Origin of the sequence: Spirosoma spitsbergense DSM 19989, assembly GCF_000374085.1 — a bacterium.
GTDB lineage: Bacteria > Bacteroidota > Bacteroidia > Cytophagales > Spirosomataceae > Spirosoma > Spirosoma spitsbergense.
Genome location: NZ_KB893387.1, coordinates 56145 through 79643 on the forward strand (window position 1 = coordinate 56145; position 23499 = coordinate 79643).

At 51.2% G+C, this 23499-nt stretch carries 19 protein-coding genes; 6 read left to right on the forward strand and 13 right to left on the reverse strand.

Annotated features, from left to right (window positions below; genetic code table 11):
• The first annotated feature begins 31 nt into the window (after positions 1-31).
• Entirely contained in the window at positions 32-211 is a 180-nt protein-coding gene (locus B157_RS0100265) for a hypothetical protein (protein WP_020601365.1), read from the forward strand.
• A 148-nt stretch (positions 212-359) separates the two neighbouring features.
• On the opposite strand, the gene B157_RS0100270 is transcribed toward B157_RS0100265, so the two are convergent.
• Entirely contained in the window at positions 360-3218 is a 2859-nt protein-coding gene (locus B157_RS0100270; protein ID WP_157618252.1) for a CHAT domain-containing protein, read from the reverse strand.
• Between the two features lie 35 nt (positions 3219-3253).
• Positions 3254-4249 (reverse strand): Cif family virulence factor, encoded by a 996-nt coding sequence (locus B157_RS0100275; protein WP_020601367.1) that lies wholly within the window; start codon positions 4247-4249, stop codon positions 3254-3256.
• Between the two features lie 360 nt (positions 4250-4609).
• Between B157_RS0100275 and B157_RS0100280 the strand changes: the two genes are divergently transcribed.
• Complete coding sequence (locus B157_RS0100280) at positions 4610-5092, forward strand: OsmC family protein (RefSeq protein WP_020601368.1); 483 nt, start codon at positions 4610-4612, stop codon at positions 5090-5092.
• A gap of 141 nt (positions 5093-5233) precedes the next feature.
• Here B157_RS0100280 and B157_RS0100285 read toward each other — a convergent pair whose 3' ends face one another.
• The 4 genes from B157_RS0100285 to B157_RS0100305 form a co-directional block, all read right to left on the reverse strand.
• Positions 5234-5881, reverse strand: coding sequence for a response regulator (locus tag B157_RS0100285; RefSeq protein WP_020601369.1), 648 nt, complete (start codon positions 5879-5881; stop codon positions 5234-5236).
• A complete protein-coding gene (locus B157_RS0100290; RefSeq protein ID WP_020601370.1) occupies positions 5878-6600 on the reverse strand; it encodes a sensor histidine kinase in 723 nt (240 codons plus the stop codon). Before B157_RS0100290 ends, B157_RS0100285 begins: the two co-directional genes overlap by 4 nt.
• Positions 6601-7372: 772 nt before the next feature.
• Entirely contained in the window at positions 7373-7732 is a 360-nt protein-coding gene (locus tag B157_RS0100300) for a hypothetical protein (RefSeq protein ID WP_020601372.1), read from the reverse strand.
• Positions 7733-8168: 436 nt separating this feature from the next.
• The gene (locus B157_RS0100305; RefSeq protein ID WP_041951820.1) at positions 8169-10835 is read right to left on the reverse strand and encodes an MGH1-like glycoside hydrolase domain-containing protein; all 2667 of its coding nucleotides are present in this window, start codon (positions 10833-10835) and stop codon (positions 8169-8171) included.
• 191 nt (positions 10836-11026) lie between these two features.
• Here B157_RS0100305 and B157_RS0100310 point away from each other — a divergent pair, with 191 nt between their 5' ends.
• Complete coding sequence (locus tag B157_RS0100310; protein ID WP_020601374.1) at positions 11027-11245, forward strand: VF530 family protein; 219 nt, start codon at positions 11027-11029, stop codon at positions 11243-11245.
• Positions 11246-11260: 15 nt separating this feature from the next.
• On the opposite strand, the gene B157_RS0100315 is transcribed toward B157_RS0100310, so the two are convergent.
• On the reverse strand, positions 11261-12433 hold the full coding sequence (locus tag B157_RS0100315; RefSeq protein ID WP_020601375.1) for a serine hydrolase domain-containing protein: 1173 nt from the start codon (positions 12431-12433) through the stop codon (positions 11261-11263).
• Between the two features lie 20 nt (positions 12434-12453).
• The gene (locus tag B157_RS0100320) at positions 12454-13965 is read right to left on the reverse strand and encodes a M28 family peptidase (protein WP_020601376.1); all 1512 of its coding nucleotides are present in this window, start codon (positions 13963-13965) and stop codon (positions 12454-12456) included.
• A gap of 108 nt (positions 13966-14073) precedes the next feature.
• On the opposite strand from B157_RS0100320, the gene B157_RS0100325 reads away from it, so the two are divergent.
• The 3 genes from B157_RS0100325 (at position 14074) to B157_RS0100335 (ending at position 17955) form a co-directional block, all read left to right on the forward strand.
• The gene (locus B157_RS0100325) at positions 14074-15627 is read left to right on the forward strand and encodes a serine hydrolase (protein WP_020601377.1); all 1554 of its coding nucleotides are present in this window, start codon (positions 14074-14076) and stop codon (positions 15625-15627) included.
• Between the two features lie 58 nt (positions 15628-15685).
• Positions 15686-17218 carry a M20/M25/M40 family metallo-hydrolase gene (locus tag B157_RS0100330; protein WP_020601378.1) on the forward strand — a complete coding sequence of 511 codons (1533 nt, stop codon included), beginning with the start codon at positions 15686-15688 and terminating at the stop codon, positions 17216-17218.
• Between the two features lie 194 nt (positions 17219-17412).
• On the forward strand, positions 17413-17955 hold the full coding sequence (locus B157_RS0100335) for a YceI family protein (RefSeq protein ID WP_020601379.1): 543 nt from the start codon (positions 17413-17415) through the stop codon (positions 17953-17955).
• A gap of 106 nt (positions 17956-18061) precedes the next feature.
• Here B157_RS0100335 and B157_RS0100340 read toward each other — a convergent pair whose 3' ends face one another.
• From B157_RS0100340 to B157_RS0100360, 5 genes are all read right to left on the reverse strand, one after another.
• The gene (locus B157_RS0100340; RefSeq protein WP_020601380.1) at positions 18062-20431 is read right to left on the reverse strand and encodes a T9SS type B sorting domain-containing protein; all 2370 of its coding nucleotides are present in this window, start codon (positions 20429-20431) and stop codon (positions 18062-18064) included.
• Between the two features lie 180 nt (positions 20432-20611).
• Positions 20612-21817, reverse strand: coding sequence for a DUF3570 domain-containing protein (locus B157_RS0100345; protein ID WP_020601381.1), 1206 nt, complete (start codon positions 21815-21817; stop codon positions 20612-20614).
• Between the two features lie 11 nt (positions 21818-21828).
• Complete coding sequence (locus B157_RS0100350) at positions 21829-22011, reverse strand: DUF4266 domain-containing protein (protein ID WP_425423183.1); 183 nt, start codon at positions 22009-22011, stop codon at positions 21829-21831.
• Positions 22012-22064: 53 nt separating this feature from the next.
• Entirely contained in the window at positions 22065-23048 is a 984-nt protein-coding gene (locus B157_RS0100355; RefSeq protein WP_020601383.1) for an FAD:protein FMN transferase, read from the reverse strand.
• Positions 23045-23488 carry a thioredoxin family protein gene (locus B157_RS0100360; RefSeq protein WP_020601384.1) on the reverse strand — a complete coding sequence of 148 codons (444 nt, stop codon included), beginning with the start codon at positions 23486-23488 and terminating at the stop codon, positions 23045-23047. The genes B157_RS0100355 and B157_RS0100360 overlap by 4 nt, the downstream gene beginning before the upstream one ends.
• Between the last annotated feature and the right edge of the window lie 11 nt (positions 23489-23499).

The window sequence follows — 23499 nt, forward strand, 5'->3', positions numbered from 1 at the left end:
ATCACGTCGATTCCGCTAAACCGCTGTAGTTATGTGTACCCTCAAAAATCTCCTGTTCGTGTTCGCCGTGGCGACTACCATTACGCTGACCTCCTGCCAGTCGGCCTCTATCGAGCCACAAGCTCCTGAAAAAACTACTCAGGCACATCCGGCCGTGGCAGAGGATGATGCCGACCAGCCGCCTAAAGACAGAGATAACGGAGGGCACTGAATTCTTTATAAAAATGAGCCTTTTTAAGGCTCATTTTTATTTAACGGTATGCTGTTTGTGTTTTGGCATTAAACCATTTTTTGCTGGCGGGTGTACATAGTCCAAACCGGTACGCTGGTCCAGAATACTGGCTGTTGGAATGACTGCTTTACGAGTTGGTCAGATCATTGGTATGGAGTCTGAAAATCCCGCTTACCAGTCGTTTCCGCTGCCAGAATGCCAGCAGCCCCGTGCTTACTGCCAGCAGTAGCCACCCGGCCATTGACAGGCGACTGTTATCTGGCATGACTGGATTATAATTGCCCAGCAGGATGTAATTCGCCCAGTAGTAGGGGTGGTCGTATTTGGCAAAGACCGGCGATGCGAAAAAATCGAGCCGGGCCTGTTGCAGGGCTTGGTCGGTAGCCAATCCGCGAGATAGATGGTGATGAAGCCGGATGGTCAGGAAAGAGGTTGTTTCTTCATTGGCTTTCCAGAGCGTTGTGATAACCGATGGGCAGCCCGCGTAGGCAAACGCCCGGGCCAGCGACAGGATACCCTCGCCCCGGATGGTCTGGCCCGACCCGGTTTCGCAGGCCCCCAGCACCGCCAGGCCAGTGGCTCCCAGTGGGAGGTTGTATACATCGTCGGTGTACAGTTTATCTGCTTCGCCGGGGTAAAACGCGATGTGCGAATTGGCTGGGTCTGTTTCGTCGGTTTGGGCATGGGTCGCAAAATAAATAACCGGGCGATTCAGGTCTGTTTTTAAAAAACGGCCTACCGTAGCATCCGGTCCGGCCAGGACATCGCCCCCAATACGTCTGGCTTCGGCCTCGCTCGATGCCAGTGTCGGTACTGTTTCCTGGCGATTTACGGCCTGCTGAATGGCCTCGGTCCGGGCAAACGGGGCCACTACCAGCACAGGGTTGAGGCTGCTGGGCCGCTGGGAGGCAGCGAAAAAGGTCTGCGCCGAAAATGCATAGGCAATAGCGACGTGCCGGGTCAGGTAATCCCGCGCCTGTTCACCGGTTTCGAGTACTTCGAAGGGTAAAAAATTAAAACTCCAGTCGCGGCTAATAATGAGCCGTGTTTTGCCAGCCAGATGCACCCGGATAGGGGCGATGCAGGCGGCATAGAGACCAGCGGCATAGGCCGCGCCCTTATACTGGCGAATAACCGGGTCGTGGTAGAGTTCCTGACTCAGAGCCCTTAATTGCTGATCGAAGCGGGTTGAGTCGATGGGCTGGCGTATAAACTCGATTGTTTGCCGGGTGGCTACCAGTATAAAAAGGGAAGCCCCGTGCCGAACGTAGGCAACATAGGCGGCCTGATTGCCCAGTTGTTGCTGCAAAGCGCGGCTACTCATGGCAACATCCGCGTAATTCAGTCGATAATAAGCCGGGTAATCCAGCCGGAAGGTGTCGATAAGCCGGTGCCACTGGAGCTGGCAGCCAATAAGTTTCGTTGCGGCTGCGGTATCAGTAACCGGGTGTTTTTTTAGTTCGCTGATTTGTTTTTTCAGGCGTTGCTCGCGCTCGAGCAGGGGGGCAGGGATGGTTTGGGGTTTGATGGTATTCAACCGGAAGGCTTCGCGCAGGCTACCGGCCTGCGCCTGCTCGAAAAGCTGAAACAGGGTTTCACGCAGGGCGGCACCCGGCTGGTGCTGGTAGGCATCGAACGTGACGGCTACGGCTTCTGGCACCAGCGCGTGCTGGCGGGTTGAAAAAATCACCTGCGACTGATCGGTATCGATGCCATGCCGGATGCGCTGTTGCAGCCCGACACAAAAACTGTAGGTGTCAACCGATGCTTTTCTATAAACTTCCCGGTGCGTGGCATCATACTGTTTTTTCAGGACTACCGCTTTATGGGTAGCGGCCAGCAGGAGCGTAGTTTCGTCGGAAGCCGTTTCTGCGGACGGATTTTGCTGGTAATTCACCAGGGTGGTTGTATCGCGGCAAACGGCCTGAATAGCTTTCTGGTAACTCCCGGCTGCCTGTTCGTACTGGTGTCGATCTTCGTGAAGTGCCCCCTGCTCGATCAGCACCTGCGCCAGTAAGGGGCCTTTACTACCCAAATATTGCCGGTGCAGCTGGAGGGCCTGCTGCACATAGCGATCCGATACGGGCAACTGGTTCATGGCCCGGTAGCAGCTACTCATCATTCGCCAGAGATGCAATTGATTCGGTAAGTAGTCGGTTGCTTTTTTTTTCTGGCGTACTGTCGTCAGCAGCTGTTCGGCCCGCAGGAAGTAAGGTAATGCTTCATGGTAGCGTTTCAATTTACAGAGCGTCGAGCCGATACCGGATAGGTCCATATACTTTTGAATATCTGGTTTTTGATAGTGTGTATTGACGAATTTTCGATGGACCAACGCTTCGTCAAAACGGCCCATTGCCTCATAGCAACCCGCCATATTGCTTTCGATGTAGGTGATTTCCTCCGGTTTTTCCCATTTCCCGGCCAGTTGACGCGCCTGCGCCAGGTACGAAAGGCTTCTTGAATAATTGCCCAGTTTAAAAAACCAATTTCCCTGGTTGTTAAAATGGTAGAGTACATAGAGGGGGATTTCCTGTTCAATCCGGGGGTTCCGGGTTAGGAGTAAATCCGCTTTGCGAAAATAAAACAGGGCCGAATCGTTGCGGTACAACGCCTTATAAAATGTGCCCAGGGCTGAAAAAAGCTTAAAGCGCACCGAGTCGGGAGCCGTGTGCAGGGGGCTAATGTGGCGCAACCCCATCAGGCAGCGGTCGGTAGCCTGGCGGGTATTCTTCTTTTTGTAGTCCATGCTGCTCAGATCGACGCAGAGGTTGGCGGCCCGCACGGGGTCGATATGGCGCACCAGTGCATAGGCCTTCTGATAATAGACGATGGCGAGGCTGTCATTGAGTCGTTCACTGCCCAATTCGGCAGTGGCATAGTTTTCGGCCTGCTGGCGGTATTTATCCGATAGTGACGCCTGCGCCCACGCCAGTCGGGGTAACCCTAGAAGCAACAGCAACAACCAGCAGGCAGATCGGCTATTCACGGGAAGTAAGGTTGAGAATGGTGAACTAATCGATACTACTTATAATCAACCACAACGTTATACCCCCCCACATCATCGGTTAAATCGCTGTCGTTGATGTTGAGCAGCAGGTCTACATAGGGCAAACCGGCCGTCGGAAAACTGCATTCCGAACCACAGTAACGCCACTGGGCTTCGCTGTTGAGCTTATACATCAGGGCTGCGTGATTCATGTTCGGTACAATGTTGTATCCGGATAAAGAAAAGCCCAGAACACCACTCGGTCTCCCTTCCGGTCCACTGGTCCCTACAAACTCTCCTACCGTCATCTGGCCGGAGGCTTTGATGGACACCGTTCCCTGTTTGTCGAATTTGATGGTTTTGGTCACCGGACCACCCACCGTCAGGCTCAACGGCAAATAGCAGACCGTCAGGTCTCTACAGGTTGTCGTGAACAGTTTGTTGACCCCCACCGAATCCGCCCTGGTGGCTTTAAGGGGCTGATCGGCAAACAGCGTCGACATGAGCGAACTGGTCTCGGCAGAAGTGGGCATCCCCAAAAGCAGCCCGGCATGATAGGCAATCGCTCTGGTCAGCGTTTTTTTATCCCAGTCGAAGGTATTACTTAGCAGGATAGTGTAGGTGCCGTTGGCTTCTTTCCGAAGCCCGCCCGCCACGGTGGTCGAACCGCGCACCAGGCCAACGGTGGCCGCAGTGGTCTGGTTTGGTATGACGGCCGGGTCGACAAACGTAACGAACAGCGTAGCACGTTGGGGTAACTCCAGAAAACCGAGGTTGGGATTGACTTTCTGCCACAGATCGAACCCCGCCCGGATAGCCTCCCGCTGCCCATTATCGTCCATTTTGCCGTATTTATTGGTCGTAGTGTAACGAACGGCACAGTCGGTCGTTAGTCGCTGCGCCCCGGTAGGTTGATCGGCACTGACGTAGAATAACTTCGAAGCTGCGGGAGGAATATCCTGGCAACTAAAGAATAGGAGAAGGGAAAAAAAGACCAGCGAAATGCATACTAGTGTAGTGCGTTTTTTCATGCGATAGTCCGCAATTAAGTTATGGATAGAGAATTGAGTCGGTTCTTACTGAATACCCAGGGTATTCAGAGACATTCGGGGTAACGCCTGAACGAATCAATCATCAAATTTAATTGATTTTGTCAGTCTGGCAAATGGCACAATAAATTGATTGATAGGCTACTGGTCAATAGCAACTGGCTTCGTGTACGGATAAGCGGAAAGCGAATAGACGTTGCCCGCGTCGGGTCGAAAATCAGGTGTTCTTTTCAAGCTGGCCAGGCTATATTCGAGTTTAGGAAACGGGGATGGCTAGTGGCCGGTTCGGCCTTTCCATAGTCGTGGCAACTAATAAAGAAGAGGGGAAACGCAGAGGAAATCATGGCAAAACAGCATCACTACGCACTGACCATCGAGTGGACCGGTAATACCGGCGAAGGGACAACCTCCTATCGGTCTTATGAACGAAGTCACCGTATTGCGGTCGGAAATAAGCCCGATATTCTGGCTTCGTCAGACCCCGCCTTTCGGGGCGACCGGACGCGCCACAACCCGGAAGAACTGCTGGTTGTTGCGTTGTCAGGTTGCCACATGCTGTCGTACCTGCACCTGTGCGCTGTGGCGGGCATTGTGGTTGTAGCGTACGCGGATAGCGCTGTCGGTACGATGGCTGAAACGCCGGATAGGGGTGGGTATTTTACGGAAGTTACGCTGAACCCGACCGTGGTCGTAACGGAGCCGTGGATGGTGGATAAAGCCAATGCATTACATCATCAGGCCAACAAAGTATGCTTCATTGCCAACTCCTGTAATTTCCCGGTTCGTCATAAACCCGCCTGCCGGGTTCGGGATAAGGGCGATTAGTGGTTCGGTGGTTTCAGATCGTTGGGTTGGCAGGTAAGTGAGTTTCCCTGTTGCAATTCTCGGGACGTATCGAGAGTCAGACAGGCAGTTTTGCAATAATACTGGAGAGCAGGATTCATGACCGCTCAGAAAACAGGTTCATCACATCGGAACGATACCTAACCGTAGTGCTTTTAGGGCCAGACTTACCCGGCTCGTAACAGCCAGTTTTTGAAAAACATTTTCCTGATAACTGTTTACCGTGTTGGTACTTATGGTCATTTTTTCGGCTATTTCGGCGTAAGTCAATTCTTCACAGGCCAGTTTAATAAACGTCAGTTCGTGTTCAGTCAAACCCAAGGCCTGCACCGGATCAACAAGCGGATTGGGATTCAGGCTCTTTACCAATGAATCTGTTACCGAATCGGAATAATAAAACCCTTTTTTGATGATATCATCCATGGCCTGTTTAAGCTCAAACGGTTTGGCTCCTTTTATCAAATAACCTCTGGCACCATTGCGAAACATTTTTAAAATAACCTCCTCTCCATCGTTTATGGATAAGGCTAAAATCTTTACGTCGGGGTAATTGTTTTTAAGCCATAGCGCGGTTTCAAACCCATTCATTTTGGGCATATTGACATCCAGCAGTACAATATCAGGAATTCGGTTCTGATTGAAATAATGAATCAATTCTTCGCCATTTTCGGCCTTGTACAAAACTTCGTAATTATCCATACGCTGAACAAGGTCGGCGATAGCCTGGGCCATAAGCCGGTGATCATCAACAATGGCAACTGTATAATTCATGTAGGTTGAGTAAGTAAATTAATTGATACGGTTGTTCCCTGACCGGGCAACGATTTCAGTGTATATTGCCCTCCAATGAGGGCTGCCCGACGCTGCATATTTCGTAAGCCGGCCCCCGACTGGCTGAGGATTTTCTCCTGGGTAGACGGATAGTCAAATCCTTTCCCATCATCCTGCAAAGTCAGCGTAACCGATTCCGGTAGGTAGATGATATTTACAGTCAGTTTTTTCGCTTCGGCGTGCTTGATAGCATTATTCAACACTTCCTGTACGATACGAAACAGGACAATTTCGCGCTGGAATCCCAGCGAATACGCTTCCCCACTGGTCCGAAACTCCGTCCCGAAAATACCGGTGTTTCGGACCCGTTGCAATTCCTGCGCAATACTTTCGCTTAGTCCAAAATCCTGCACGAAATCACCATCCAGGCTCTTTGTCAACGACCTTAAATCGTTGATAGACTGTGCAATGAGTTCATTAGCCTGCTGAATGTACTTTCTGTTATCATCGCCTTCTTTTGCCTCCTCCACCACATTCAGATTGATGCGGGCTACGGCCAATAGCTGGCCAACATTGTCATGTAATTCCTGACCGATGTGCTGTAGGGTGGTATTTTGCACTTCGAGCTGAGCGGTTAATATTTCCCGTTCGTATTGGGCTTTGAGCGTTATTTTGTCTTGAATATTTACTTTCTGGCGATGGCGAAAATATAACAACATGTATACTAAAAAAATACTTGACAACAATAAGGCTGTTGTTCCAAAAATAATAATCAATAAGACGTGATATTCTTCCGATAGCATAGCAATCCGATAAGGATCATTACATACAAATATATATTCAGCATAGAGTTTAATACGTATAGACTGTATGCCAGATTCCTATTAGTCTTCTGTATTTCATAACCAAGTCCTTTGATAAATATTGAACCGGCCGAAAAAATGAAAAACCCCACACTTATCCAAAAAAAAGGATTATGCTTAATTTCTAGAATAGCTTCGCTTTTGTATACTGAGTAAAAGTATAATAAAGATAAATATATAAATAGCAGGCACCTTATGATGAACATATAGTTAAATACAAGATAATCTCGAAGAAAAACTAAACTAATACAAGTAAGTAAGCCGTAAACAAATATTGTTATTTTAACGATATTTGCTTCGAAGTTGCTGTAATAATGGCAAAATGTAGTAGCTATTAGTAAGTATTCAAAAAAACCAAATATTTCGTATATAATTAGATGGAAATTGCCGCGAATATTGGATTTGTACAGGGCTAACTGAACAATAAATTCAATAAGTACAAGTCCCCATATATATAGCCCAACAAATCTGAGAGAATACGGTTGCAGATGGCGGCTAAAAAAGGCTACAGCACCGGCAATGAGTATAACGCTAAAATAAGCGTATTTTAGAATAGTGAATATACTTTCATACATATCAGGCTAACAGTAAATGGAAATTTCTCTCCGGGAAATTCCCAATCAAGATATCAACGAGCATCCACAATTTTTGATAAGGTGGTAAACTTGCCTGGTCGGGGAGGCTCAATACAGCAGTCGGATTCAAATGCATCCCCTTGAATCGTAGGCCTAACAATTTCATTTCCCTCTGAGTCAACACATACAAGAACAATCGTCAACGCATTTGATTCGGTCAACGCAGGATAGACACGAATGGCAACGGTCCCGGCCTTAGAAAGTAAATTCACAATATTTTCAGTAGGAAAATCAAATGCCAGTGCTGCATCATCAGGCAAGTCAGGGAAGTAGGCCCTGAAAGCATCTTTGAAGCGACGTAACGCTTCAATCAAATCGGCAGGATTTTCACATACTTTGGGCGTTGTAGACATTGTTTTGACAGGTTAGAGTAAGATTAATCACGATTGATCTGGTAAAAGCAAAGGTATATAATCGGTATTGTGTCACAACGGGAAATTTCCCGTTGTGACACCGAGTTTCATCCTTTCACCCATTGCTTTCACCCGAAATAAAGATGTACTATAGTCCAACAATGCTAAACTCCATTCATCATACAATAAGAAGCCCGTGTACTTCCAAGCCAAAAGGGAAATATACGGGCAGGACTTTCATTATGAACCTGACCTGATCTACTCAAAGGTCTCTACTCTCACTCTTTCTTTTCGTGATCCATCAGGATTCATTGCCAACCCCTGTAATTTTCCGGTTCGCTATAACCCCGCCTGTCGGGTTCGGGAAAACGGGTGACGTGAATTCCTCGCTTGAAAAAGCAGCAAGCCGGGTCTCTGGCCCGGCTTGCTGCTTTCGTTACTTATCCGCTAATACTTCCTGATTCTTGAATTTGTACCAGTACTCGATCAGGTCGGCGATCAGGCCCGTCCAGCCCGTTTGGTGACTGGCCCCCAGCCCCATGCCTGTGTCGCCATTGAAATATTCGTAGAACAGGTAAAGGTCCTGGAAATGCGGGTCGTCCTGCATCTTTTTATCGTCTCCGTAGGCCGCTACTTTGCCGGTGGCATCCCGCCGGAAAATATTGAATAGCCGCTCTATTACCAGCATAACGGCATCTTTTATGCTCATCACGTGCCCTGAGTTAGTTGGGTATTCGATCTCGAAATCGTCGCCGTAGTACTGATAGAATTTCAGCAGGGAGTCCATCAGCAAAAAGTTAACCGGGAACCAGATAGGGCCGCGCCAGTTGGAGTTGCCGCCAAACATGCTCATCTCTGACTCGGCGGGCACGTAGCGTACCTGATAGATCTCGCTGTTGAGTTCGAACTGATACGGTGTTTTTTCGTGAAATTTCGATAAGGCCCGGATGCCGTAATCGGACAAAAACTCGGTTTCATCAAACATCCGTTTCAAAATCATTTTCATCCGGTGACCGCGCAGCAGGCTCAGCAGGTGCGTTTCTCCCTTGCCCGGCTCGTGCCAGCGCGATACCAGCGAAGCCAGATCGGGGCGGTTCGTCAGTACCCATTCCACCCGGCGTTTGAAGTCGGGTAGTTTGGACAATAGCTCCTCGTCCAGAATTTCAACGGCAAAGAGTGGGATCAATCCCACCATCGACCGGATTTTGAGCAATCGGGCGTTGTTATCGGGCATGTGCAGCACATCGTAGTAGAACTGGTCTACTTCGTCCCACAGGCTGATATTCTGCCGCCCCAGGTTGTTCATGGCCGAGGCAATGTGCAGGAAGTGCTCGAAGAACTTGCTGGCCATGTCCTGATAACTGGGACGCGTGAGCGAAATCTCACAGGCAATACGCAGCATATTCAGGGTGTACATGGCCATCCAGCCCGTACCGTCGGCCTGCTCGATGCGCCCACCCATCGGTAATGGCTGACTCCGGTCGAATACTCCGATGTTATCCAGGCCCAGAAACCCGCCACCAAAAATATTATTTCCCGAAACGTCTTTCTGATTGACCCACCACGTAAAGTTCAGTAGTAGCTTATGGAAAATCCGTTCCAGAAAATTAACGTCACCAACCCCATTCAGGTCGCGGTCAATTTCATACACCTGCCAGGTAGCCCAGGCGTGAACGGGTGGGTTTACATCGCCAAAATTCCATTCGTACGCCGGAATCTGCCCGTTCGGGTGCATGTAGTACTCCCGCAGAATAACCGCCAGTTGTCGCTTGGCAAAGTGAGGGTCCAGCCGGGCCAGCGTGAGGGTGTGGAAAGCCAGATCCCAGGCTGCAAACCAGGGGTACTCCCACTTGTCGGGCATGGAGATAATGTTGGCGGTGTACATGTGACGCCAGCCTTCATTACGAGCGTATACGCGCCCCTGAAACGGAACCGGCATCTTGGGGTCACCCTTCAGCCACTCGTTTACATTGTAATAATAAAACTGTTTGTTCCAGAGCATACCGGCATACGCCTGCCGCTGTATGGCCAGTAATTCCGGGTCAATAACGTTTTTCTGTAACTCAGCATAAAAGGCATCCGCTTCCGCTAATCGTTCGTTATGGATAGACGCAAAGTTGGCGAAAGGCTGCGTCAGTTGCGTTTGATCGCTGAAGCGGAGCCGGATGCTTACACTATCTCCTGCGGGTACTGTGCGCTTATAGAGCGCGGAGGCCTTTGTACCAATCTGATTGGGGTTGATAAATGATTTCTTTCCCCCTGAGGTAATAAAATTATTGATACCATCTTTCGTGTACTTCGACACGTTCGGACGGCCGTACAGGTGTTCTGTGTTGGTGTCGTTGTCGCAGAACAGCAGGGCATCCGCATTTTCGCAGTAGAGTTTATACTTACCCAACTGCTTATGATTGACCTCAATCTGGTTGTTGGCAATGCCGTGCAGCATGGGCCTAATGTTGTACTGCTCGTAGCCCCACGCCCACGTATTACGGAACCAGATGGTGGGCAACAGCGTAAGCGGAGCATCTTCGTCGGACCGATTATGAGCCGTAACGGTTACCAGCCAGTCATTTTGATCGGCTTTGGCGTATTCTATAAAAATGTCGAAGTACTCATCCTGATCGAAAATGCCGGTGTCGGTCAGTTCAAACTCCGGCTCGTGCCGGTTTCGGCGCATGGATTCGATTACCAGTCGATTGTACGGAAACTCCTGCTGTGGGTACTTGTACAGCATTTTCATGTACGAGTGCGTAGGGGTACTGTCCAGGTAATAGTACAGTTCCTTTACATCTTCGCCATGGTTTCCTTCCGGCCCCGACAGGCCAAACAGCCGCTCCTTGATGATGTTGTCTTTATGATTCCAGAAACCCAGGGCAAAACAGATATTTCCTTTGTTGTCGGAAATGCCCCCAATCCCTTCTTCGCCCCAGCGGTAGGCGCGGGAGCGGGCCATCTCGTGCGACACAAAATTCCAGGCATCGCCGTAGGGGCTATAGTCTTCCCGTACAGTACCCCAGGCCCGCTCGGAAAGGTAAGGGCCCCATTTTTTCCAGCCTTTATTGTCAGCTCGTTCGTAGATTCGTTCGCGTTCGGCAGTAGGCATAATATTCATAAATATCAACCTGGTTGGTTGATGCATGTAAGTTACCTGGCAGGCATATACACCAAAGATAGTAGGCTTACGGTGTATTGTTTAGAAAAAGACTGTTCGTGCTTAGATGTTTGTTCAATGCAATTGTTTTGCCAATAGCAATAAAATGACAACAAATAATTCGTTTACCCGTACTTTGTAGCATGAATTCGCAACCCAATAACCCGCTTCACGGTAAAACGCTGGAAGCTATCCTAACCGAACTGGTTGCCCATTATGGCTGGGATCAACTAGGGCAGGAAATTCGGATCAACTGCTTCCTCAACAACCCCAGCATCAAATCAAGCCTGACGTTTCTACGCAAAACCGAATGGGCCAGAAAGCAGGTGGAGGAACTGTACGTAAATAGGCTAGGGGCGTAGGGCCTGGCCCCACTCTTACTTTACCGCTGACAATACCCGTTTGATCAGTTCGTTAGGACTTCCATTATGCCACCGCCATACAATGACGATGTCATGTTCAGGGTCAATCCAGATGGTATTTGAACCCGCACCCAGGGCTGCATAACTCGTTGCGGGCGCATCGGGCCAGGCTTTTTTGCCGGTAGTACTGGTGCCCGTATTCAGCCACCATAAATACCCGTAATCAGGGCCAACCGGACTGGGCGTTGTTGCTTTCCTCACCCAGTCGGCCGAGACAATCTGTTTGTTTTTCCATTGTCCCTGTCGTAAAAACAGGTAGCCAAACCGGGCTTCGTCGAGGGCGTTAATCCATAGGCCACCACCCCAGCGGGTTCCGCCACTCACCGATGGCATCTGTTTCCCGTCCACATCGGCCACGGCATTCGGATAGGTAATATACCGCCATGTATCTGATGCGCCGATGGGGTTCATTAGTTCATCGCGCACCACATTGGGGATTGGTTTTTTCCACAGCCGAAGCAGTGAAAGGGCAAATCGGTTGATGCGAACGTCGTTGTATTCGTAATACGAACCGGGCTTCTGGAGCGTTCGGGGTTTACGTTCTCCTTTCCCGAACGCTTCTTTGCCAACGAAGTCGCTGTTTTTACCCCATAACTCGCCCTCCCATTCGCTGGCTTGCTGGGCGTGGTTCTCCCAGGTAATGGCCCGGTTCTGCTCCGAATCGTACCCGCCGTCGTGTATCAGTTTCGCTACCGGGTCGTGAATATCAGGAATCATACCCCGTTCGATAGTGATACCCAGTACGGTAGACAATACGCTCTTTGCCACGCTATACGTAGGGTCAGGTTGTTGCGTGTCGCCCCACTCGGCCACAATGTAGCCATGCCGGAGAATAACGCCGTTGGTAGTGGCCCGGCTGGCGGGCATTGGTCCCAGCATTTTACCGAAAATTTCTTCCTGCGTCGAAAAGTCACGGGGCATCTGGGTCGTTTCCTGCGTTTTGGCAAAGGCTACGGCCTCGTTCAGCAACCCCGCATCCATCCCAGCCTTTTCGGGGGCCAGGTGCGTCCAGTTCCCTTTGGCAGGGAAATAGGGTGTGGACGATGATATAGTGGCCGGTCGGTGACAGGCTACGAGAACGGTTAGAAACAGGGCGTACGGGCAATGGCGCAAAAAGGAACGAGTCATGTGTTTGGGTGAAAAAGCTGTTAGCGTTCCAGTTTAAAGCCAGGATCTACCTTAATCCGGTCGGGCCGATTGGCAATATCCCAGCCGGTGAGGTACATCCAGCGGGCAATACGCGTTACTTTGGCGGTGTTGATGCGGTCGGGTTCGTCTTTAGGCGTGTGGTAATCAGCGTGGAGCAGAGTTGTAAACGCAATGGCTGGCACCCCAGCGCGGGCGTAGGGCAGGTGATCGGAGCGGAAATACCAGCCTTCGGGGTGATCCGGTTTGTCCCAGAGGGTGTCGAGTTTAAAATGCGCTTCCGACTGATTATAGGCTAGCGCCGTATTGACCAGATCCGTCGAGTTGCGGTGGGGCGGCTGCTGACCCAGAATAGCCGCGCTGTCGGGGTCATTCCGGCCAATCATTTCCGCATTCAACACCGCTACGATGGATTCTTTTGGCACCGTTGGGTGCTCCACGTAATACCGTGAACCCAGCAAACCCCGCTCTTCGGCCCCGTGAAAAATAAACAATGCCGTGCGCTTACCGGGTTTCTGAGCAAAAGCCCGACCAATAGCCATCGTCGCTGTGCAGCCACTGGCGTTGTCGTCGGCTCCGTTCCAGATGGAATCGCCCGCAACCGCCCGCCGGACACCATCGTGGTCCTGGTGGGTGCTGTACAGCACGTATTCATTTTTGAGCGTCGGATCGGTGCCGGGTGCTTTGGCGATGATATTGACGGACGGGTAGCTAAAACTTTCCACGTTGACCACATTGGTAAATTGCTGGCCGGGTTGTTTGATCCAGTCAATTGCGCTGGCGGGAAGCCAGATGGTAGGGGCCTGTGAAAAAACGCGGGTGTTGGCCCCGCCGGGTAAGTCATAGCGACCCCGCTCCAGCCCGGTTGTCCACCGCTCAAAATACGACTGCGCTTCTTTGTCCGATACCCATACTACAGCCAGTGCTCCGGCCTTGATCAGGTCTGCCGCCCGGCGGTTCATAGTGCCGAACAGATACCGGCGATAGCTTATTTCCGGTGGCCCTGTTCCCGAAAACTCCAGGGCTACGGCCTTGCCTTTGATGTCTACTTTGGCCAGTTCTTCGGGTGTTCCTTTACCCGCAAATACCAGCGGGGCATCCACAGAAGCAATGGCGGGGGCCAGAATAAAGGCATCCTGTCCGTGTGCGAGCTGATGCGTGCCAATGGCTAACCGGCTGGTTTCGGTGATGCGGGTGCGCTGAATATGAAAAAACTGGAAAAACGTACCATCATCGCCACCGGGTTGCAGACCCATGGCCCGAAGTTGGTCGGCAATCCAGACGGACGCTTTCAGTTCGTCGAGAGAACCACCTTCCCGGCCCCGGAAGTGATCGCCCGCCAGGGCAAAAAGGTCGCGTTTAATGTCGCTTTCCTGAATCGCCGAGAGGGCATTGGCTGTTTTGGCGGTGCCGGATTTTGATTGGGCAAGACCCGTTAGCGTACCCAGCAGAAGGGACAACGTGATGACTGTTGACAGTCGATGGTAGAATTTCTGAAAATTCAGGTAATACATGTTGTGTTGGTTGAGAAGTGATTGACACACAACAAAGCTACGGACAGACGTACTATTTTACGTCTCTTTTACTGAAAAACCTTACCTTCGACAACCAAACAACCTGCTATGAAATGGACCTTTTTGGGCTTAATGCTACTGTGGAGTGGCATTACGAGCCAATTTATTTCGGCACAATCCCGAAAAACTACCATCGACTCCGTGTCCCGGTTCGATGCTTATGTGGCGCAGGCCGTCCGCGACTGGCACGTACCGGGCCTGACGGTCACGGTGGTGAAAAACGGGAACGTACTGTTCAAAAAAGGCTATGGCTACCGGGTACTGAACAAACCGGAACCCGTTGATACACAGATGCTCTTTGCGATGGCATCGACTACCAAAGCCATGACGGCTGCCTGTCTGGGAATACTGGTCGATGAGGGCAAACTCCGCTGGGATGACCCCGTTACGAATTACCTGCCCAATTTTCAGTTGTACGACCCCGCCGTTACGCGGGAGGTACGGGTGCGCGACCTGCTTCTTCATAATACGGGTGTAGGTAATGCTGATTTCTTGTGGGCAGCCAACCAGCTTTCGCCCGATGAAATTATCCATCGACTGCGGCTCGTAAAACCATCCTACTCCTTTCGGTCGGGGTTTATGTACCAGAATATCATGTACCTGGCCGCTGGTAAAGTAATTGAAAAAGCGAGCGGTGTCCCCTGGGATACGTTTATTCGTACCCGCATTTTTGAGCCGCTCGACATGCGCCGGACAAAGGCACTGTTTCGGGACGTGACAGATGCCAACCGGGCTAAACCGCATGTGACCATAAAAGACACGGTTCGGCTGGTCGATAGTCGGGTTGAAGAAGGGCTGGTCGATTCGGTGGGACCCGCCGGTTCGGTCTGGTCCTGTGCTGATGATTTAGCCAACTGGATGCAGTGTATGCTCGATAGTGGCCGGTATAGTGGCAAACGTCTGTTGAAGCCCGCTACCTGGGCGGAGTTATTTAAACCCCAGACCCTGGTGACGGACCGCGAATTTTACCCGACTCAGGCCCTGATCAAACCCGTCTGGAAAACCTACGGGCTGGGCTGGTTTCAGCACGATTACCGGGGTCACGGCGTTAATTTTCACACCGGTAGCCTGACCGGCATGATTGCCATTCATGGTCAGCTGCCCGATGCCAGACTGGCCGTTTATGTGCAGGGTAACCTGGACCATGCCGAGCTTCGGCACGCGCTTATGTACCGGGCTTTCGACGAATTTGCTCTCGGCATCGACCACGACTGGAGTGCCGAGTTTCAGGCGTTGTACGGTGGACTAAAGCAACAGGCTAAAGCCGTTGAACGTAAAGCCGACAGCACCCACGTATTAAACACCAGCCCATCGTTGCCCCTAACGGCCTATGTGGGCAGCTATACCGACCCGCTGTATGGCAAAGTAGATGTGATCATGCAGAACGGTACCCTTTATGCGTCCCTGAATGACCTGTTGACCGGTCCCCTCGGCCATTGGCATTTCAATACGTTTCGCCTTGCTTACGACCAATTCTGGAATAGTACCGATACGGTCAATTTTACGCTGAATTCAGCGGGGCAAGTACAAACCCTGATCTGGAATGGTGCCGGATTTGCCCGCGAGCCACAGGTTTCAGGCAAAGGCGTAGCAGAGCGGTAGATAACTGCCCCGAAAATTCATTGAAAGTACAATTTATCATCAACCCAATCAATTCATCATGTCCGTGAAATTTTTACCCGTTTTTATTATTGCTTCGATTATTTCCTTCCAGTCTCAGGCTCAATCGGCACTGGACAAAGTTCGCCAGTATCGACACATGAACGAAACCGTCCTGATGGACGAATACCGCCAGTTTCTGTCCATTCCCAATGTTTCTGCCGATTCGGCTAATATCCGGAAGAATGCCGCCTTCATTCTCCAGATGATGAAACAGCGCGGTATCCCCGCCAGGTTGCTCGATGGCCCCACACCGGGTACAACCCCGGCCGTATTTGGGGAGATCAAGGTGCCGGGAGCCAGGAAGACCATCGTCTTTTACGCCCACTACGACGGGCAGCCCGTCAACCCGAAACAGTGGGCCGAGGGGCTGCAACCCTTCAACCCCGTTTTTATTACGGCTCCCGTAGAGCAGGGCGGTAAAATTATAACGACCTACAAATCGGGTGATACCATCGACCCGAACTGGCGGCTTTCGGGCCGGGGAAGTGCCGATGACAAAGCGGGCGTTATGACTATTCTGAATGCCTACGATGCCCTGGTAAAGACGAAAACGGCGCCTGCTGTCAATCTGAAGTTTTTCTTTGAAGGCGAAGAAGAAGTCGGTTCGGCGCACCTGGGAGAAATTTTTGCTAAACACAAAGACAAACTGGCCAGCGACATCTGGGTCATTGCCGATGGCCCGCGCCACGTATCGGGGAAGCGAATGGTGCAGTTTGGCGTTCGGGGCGATGTGAATATGAGCCTGACGGTGTACGGAGCCAAACGACCGCTCCACAGCGGAAACTACGGCAACTGGGCGCCCAATCCGGCCATGCGGCTGGTGACGCTACTGGCGAGCATGAAAGATGATAAAGATCAGGTTCTGATAAAAGGGTTTTACGATGATGTGGTGCCGCTAACCGCCAGTGAAAAAGAGGCACTGGCCAAAATTCCCAACGTCGAAGCCTCCCTGAAACAGGAATTAGGCATTGCTGAACCCGACGGCAATGGTACCCCCTTTGTAGAACTGCTGATGCGGCCTACGCTCAATATCAACGGGATTCAGAGTGCCAACGTCGGGGCTATGGCGGGTAATATCATTCCAACTAAAGCCGAAGCGGTGCTCGATTTGCGGCTCGTGCGGGGTAACGATGCAGACCGCCAGATGGGCCGGGTAGAAGATCATATTCAGGCTCAGGGATATCATATCATTGACCACGAGCCAACGGATACCGAGCGGCAACAGTACCCAAAACTGATCAAAATCAGTCACGGGCATGGGTATAATGCCCAGCGGACACCCCTGGATTCGCCCATTGCCCAGGAGGTTATTGCCGCCGTGCAAACCACCAGCCCCGACCCCATCGTACTATCGCCATCGGCGGGGGGGAGTTTGCCGCTGTACCTGTTCGATACCGTTTTGAACGTTCCTGTAGTGTCGGTGCCGGTAGTGAATTACGATAACAACCAGCATGCCGAAAACGAGAACATGAAGGTGCAGTTTCTGTGGGAAGGTATTGAGATAATGGCTGCTATCATGCAACTGAAATAAGCATAGATAGTAGTAACGCAGTGTCGAACTCCATCATTAATCGTACCGGTCATCAGTACGATACGATTAATGATGGAGTTTAAGATAAAACTCACCCGTGCCATAAAAAATGTTTGAACGGGTGAAACATTTTTACTGAATTAAATGTATATACATCAAATGTTAAAACATGAAATTAATTAACACCTATCATTATGGAAACTGCAACAGCCACTACCTGGGTAATTGACCCCTCACACTCGGAAGTTCAATTTAAAGTAAAACACCTGGTTATCTCGACCGTAACGGGTTCATTTGGCCAGTACGAAGGTCAGGTTGAATCACACGGTGATGACTTTACTGATGCTAAAGTTTCTTTTTCGGCGGATATCGACAGCATTAGCACGGGAGCAGAACAGCGGGACGGTCACCTCAAATCGGCTGAATTTTTCGATGCGGAGCAGTTCCCAAAGCTCACTTTTGTATCGACCAGCATGACCAAAACGGGTGATGACACGTATAACGTGGCCGGGGATTTGACGATGCACGGCGTTACCAAACCAGTAACGCTCAAAGCAGAGCATGGTGGACAAATGCAGGATTTCTATGGTCAGACCAAAGCAGGTTTCGAACTGACCGGTACTATAAAGCGGAAAGAATTTGGCCTGACCTGGGATGGTATTACTGAAGCCGGTGCAATCGTTGTCAGTGACGACGTTAAGCTGGTCATGAATATCCAGTTGACGAAACAGGCGTAACCTATACAGGGCTGGTAGCGCCGGGTTTCAACCCGACGGTATCAGGGTACTGAAAAAGGCCTCTATGGGATCGTAATCCGGTAGAGGCCTTTTTTCTAGTCACGCGTTATCGTACCAGCATCAGGTTACCCCGAATCATGGGTTTGGCGGGTACGGTATGGATGGTATAAACGTACATGCCCTGTGGCAGGGAGTTGCCGTTCAGGGTACCGTCGAAGGGGTGAGGGTACCCTTTGTCTGACGAGTAAATTATTCCCCCCCATCGGTTAAAAACCGTTACGATAGCATCCGGAAAGGCTTCGATACCCGGAAGCTCCCAACTATCGTTCATCCCGTCGCCATTGGGCGAAAACGCGTCGGGTATGTACAGTCGTGCCAGCACCGTAATGTGAACGGTATGGTTGGCATCGCAGCCCGTACTATTTTTTACATCGACGGTATACGTAATATCATTGGTAATATCCTGCACAGTGGGATTTGCCAGCGTCGGATTATCCAGGTACGTAGACGCTGTCCACCCAAACTGGGTTGGGTTTCCGGTATAGACAGGATTCAGGGTGAAGGTATTGCCTTTGTAGGTGGTAATCGTATCGGCCAGTTGAATGGTCGGTATCGGAGCTACTACGGCTGTTCGGCTAGCAGTTACGTCTGTACATTCAGGGGCCGCCTTAACGCTATACGTTATAAGGTGATTACCGATACCCGCCTGCTTCGCACTAAAGACCGTTCCTGTTATCCCCGCTCCTGTAAATATGCCCCCTGCCGGACTCCCAACGAGCGTGTATGTCGGAACATCCGTGCCACAAACACCTGGAATAGAATCGAACAGGATGACTACGGGAGGAAGCTGCGTGAGCAAAAGGGGCGTTGATGTTCCTTCGCAACCAAAAAGATCCGTGGCTACCACCGCATAGGACCCCGCACTGCTGGCGGCATATTGGGAAAGGTCAGTGCCCACCGCCACGCCCTCTTTTTTCCAGGCGTAGCTGACCCCACCCGTAGCGGTCAGCATCAGTGAACTCTGAGGGCAAATCCTATTCAGCGTCGTGGCTGTCTGGATCATGGGTACCACGGCAGCCGAACGCTCCAGGCTGACGGTGTCGGTATTGGCTTTGCAACCCAGGGTGGTATGCGTCAGAACGGCAAAGTAGCGCCCCGGCTGACTGGTTTGAAGCGTGTCGCCCGTATGCGAACCCGGCACTAGCTGATTATTACGGTACCATTGGTATTGTACGTTGGGGTCCTGGGTGGCATACAGACCTACGGTTCCGGTGGTGGCGCACAAATGACCGCTAAGGGAGAGTTTCGCATCCTTGCCAATAACGCCAATGGTCACCGTTTCTGAATTGCCTACTTTGCTACAGGTCGTTTTGGGTGATACCAGTACGGTATAGTCACCGGCTTCGCGCACGGCCAGCGATGATTTTGTGGCCCCCACTATATTAATGCCATCCTTACGCCATTGATAGTTCCAGGTTGTATCCAGCGAGGCTCTGAGAATAGCTGAATCACCCTGGCAGATTGAGGCACTGCGTAAGGTGGGCCTGTTGGCAATCTGGACATCCGGTTTGGGCGTTGTCTGGGGAGGGCAGTCGATAACCAGCAGCTGAAAGTCACGCCTTACTTCCCCAATTTTTATCCCGTTGCGATACTCCTCTACTTTCACCGCGAAAACGAACAGACCCAGTTGCGTAGCCGTAACGGATAGCTGCCCCGTTTTGGCATCCACCCCCAATGCCGGACTACCCTGAATGGCATTGGCAGCACTATAGCCCGGCAGCCAGCTTACGTCCGGGTAGGGGGCGGGCGAAACGGAATTCTGATTCGTGCCCTTCTGATTGAGGGGCGTTATCATGGAGTAACGAAGCTCATCACCATCGGGGTCGGTACCGCCGAAAGGAAAGGTGAACGGATCACCCAAACAAACATACTCGCCGTTTATGGGGCCAAAACGAGGGGATGAATTGGAGAAAATTCTCCCGTTTTGCTGGAGAGCCGGAAATTCGAGGTAAAAAGTGAAGCCGGTCTGGTCGGGGCCATTGATGTTATTGATTCCCGAGTTGCGGTTTCGTGTCTGGTAGGATATGTAGTATCCCTGCGGATCGGCGTAGGTGCCTGGATTGAGTTGAATACTAGCCTCGTACGTAAGGGAGATAAATTTGAGGTTCCGCTGGGCTGCGCAAAATTCATTGGCGTAAATAACGGGTTCCCGGGCACTCGTTTGTACAACGGTAAAGATGGTCATCTGGACGTTGTCCCGCTTCCGGAAAATACCCAGTATACCCGTAGTTGCCTGTAGGGCCGCCCCGCGGGTTCCGTCTTCCAGGTAGTTGGTAACGATAATCCGGTACTGCCCCGGAACATTGGCAACGGCCCGCATTTCTATCTGGCCCCCCACCTGGTGTGTTGCCAGCGAAGCCAGGGGGATACCCATAGCACAAAGCCAGAACAGGAAGCAGATGGTAGAAAAACGCATAATCAGACCATGCAAGGATTAAGGATGGGCTACACGGGAAACAGGCTTTAAATATACGAAGGAAATTTAGTACTAATTGGATGACGGTCAGGGAATCCGGCTTTCACATAAAAAAGGAAATCCGGGGTCAGACTTTAACCGTTAATCACACTATTTTTAGCCGGATTATCGTCTATATCACTACTTTATCTTAGCCAGAAACGTAATATTGTTGGCCACCATGCCCGTACTGCGGATGTAATGCCCATACCGTAGTTCAACACTTTGCCAGTGTCCCGTTCCGAACAGACCGCCGGGCGGAGCCATCCGGATACCGGCACCGATAAACTGGCTGTTGAAGCCCGAAATGTCGTAGTCACTCGTATAATATTTCTCCGTCAAACTGTGCTGGCCATAAGCAGCAAAATACCGTACGGCTGTCTGGTGGCTGAACCGGTAGAAGGGGCTGACCGACAGAAAGGAAGTTAATTTAATCGGTGTTTCGAGGTTAACGGTATGAGCCTGCATTCCCCAATCGTCGATGTAATACCGGTAAAATGCCCGCACAATAACCCGGTCACCAGCAAAATAATGCAGCCGGATCCCGATGGGCAATTTTAGCCGGGAGCCAGGCAATCGCTCTACGGTCTCGGAGCCGTCCCGGAAATAAATCCGGTGAAAGGGCGTACTCAATAACCCCTGCTGGAAAGCCGGTTCGACCGTAAGCAGCACCTGTAGCCGCTTATTGATAATCTGCGACAGGGACAAGCTGGCATTGTACGAATTACGGGGCTTGTAGGCAACGGGGTCTCTATCGCCGTGCGCACCGGAACCGTAGCCTTCGGGTCGTAGTTCGGGGGGTAATATCAGCTTCCAGGTATCGAAGAAAGCACCCGCTTTTACACTAATCTCCCGGTTGTTATCGGCCGAGGCTTTGGCAAAACTCAGGTTAATGCCATACGATTTGTAATCGTATTCGGTGGAGTAGGAGAGGGCCACGCCTTTGGTCGTCCGATTGGCAGGATTGTTCACACTCCAGGATAAAGAAGGGTACACGTGCGTATCGCTGCGGGAAGCCGACGACACGGTGAGCGGGTCGATATTATCCGAGGAGGCCGAGGTATAGTGGTCGATATTGAAGTCGAAGGCAAACGTATGCAACCGGTTTTTCTGATCGGTCTTTGACATTATCAAATCGAACGATTGCGCCAGGTCGGTTAGTTTCTCGGTACCGATACCCCCTGTAACGGCCGAATTGTTACCGTCCTGATGATAGTAACTCGACACGATGTTTACTTCCTCAAACTTCAGTTTACGTTTCTCGTAAGCCGGTTTTTCGGTCGACTGCGCGTGGCCTGCCCGTAACATGGTTAGCAGCAGCCCGACGGATATACATATTTTTTTCATGAGTGATCCGCTTAGTTACAGCCGCAGCCTCCCCCACTTTTACCCCCGTTGGCACCAGCCGCCCCTTCGCGGTAGAGGTAAAAATTTTGCTCGAACTTCTCCGACTTACGGGCCGATAGCTCCATTTCGGCATCGTTAATCCGGTTTTTCTGATACTCCTTCACGGTTGTACAGGCGGAAGTCCCCAGCAGCATTAGCCCGATTGCCAGTAGCCCGGCCCTTTGGTTGTTCATTGTTCGAGTAGTGTTTATAAGGTGTTAGCCCGATCAGTGATCCGAATATTATCGGAGGTGAACAGGGAATCAGTATCATCAATGATTACGCAGGCGATCTGCCGCATTTGGTTAATCAGGTCCAGCCCCACCCGTACGCCCATCACCATAACGGGAGTGGCCAGGGCATCGGCCAGTTCGGCGTTGGGAGCCATAATGGTTACGCTTTTTATCCCCGAAACCGGAAAGCCTGTTTTTGGGTCGATGGTATGCGAATAACGCTTTCCGTCGATGACGGCATACTTCTCGTAGTTACCCGATGTGGCTACGGCCATGTTGCTGATGGCAAAGTAGGAAAATGCCTGCCTGGGGCCATCCAGCCGGGGGCCATTCCGGTCCGCAGCACCGGGGTCGGCAATGCCGATGGTCCAGGGTTGTCCGTTAGGCTGATTGCCCCAGGTAGTCAGATCCCCGGCCGCGTTGACGATTCCGTGCTCAACTCCTCCCCCGCGCAGCACCCGTTTGGCCTGTTCGGCAGCATAGCCTTTACCAATACCGCCAAAGCCAATCCGCATCCCTTTCTCTTTCAGGAAAATCGTGCTTTCGTCTGCGTTGAGGAGTACGTTTCGATAATTGATCAGCTGAACCATTTGCCGGGCCGTTTCAGGGTCAGGCAGTTGGGTAAGGGTCGCGTCGAAGTTCCAGAGTCTTTTGTCAATGGACCCGTACGTAATATCAAAAGCTCCCTGGGTCAGGTCCGATAGCCGGAGCGACCGCTGAATCAGGGCGAAAACCTCCGCATCCACCCGGACGGGGCTAATACCAGCTTTGGCATTAATCTGATTCGTCTGGCTCTGGTCACTAAATGTTGTCAGCAATGCTTCGATCCGGCTGATTTCGGCGATGGCTTCATCGATGCGGGCATTGGCCCAGTCGGCATCATCGCTCACCACGCTAATCTCGAAGCGGTTACCCATGAGCCGCTGCACCCGGCGGTGGAGACCCGGTTCGGCTGTCATTTGTCCACAGGCATCTTTGACTGAATCTGTTCGGTCATGGAAGCTATAGTCAATGATTTTGGGTAGCCATCCCATTCCTGAAAGATCTTGCCACTGGCATCGAGCAGTACGGTAAACGGAAACTTGCCCTGGTGGTTATATTTTTCGGCCAGCGCTTCATTACGGGCCGTTTGCTCGGCACTCAGCTGGTTTTTCGACAGGCGCGGGAAATCGGCCCGGACCAGTACCAGCCGCTCAGCCGAGAACGACTGAAAATCGGCCGATTCAAATACGTCTTTCTTTAATTTGATGCAGGGGCCGCACCAGTCCGAGCCGGAAAAATTCACCAGAATCAGCTTGTGCGATTTTTCGGCTTCGGCTTTCGCCCGAGTAAAATCGAGTTCCCATTGGGGAGTCGTACCGGTCAACAAAACAAAAAGACTGACGATCAGCAGTTTCATACTGGGGTAAG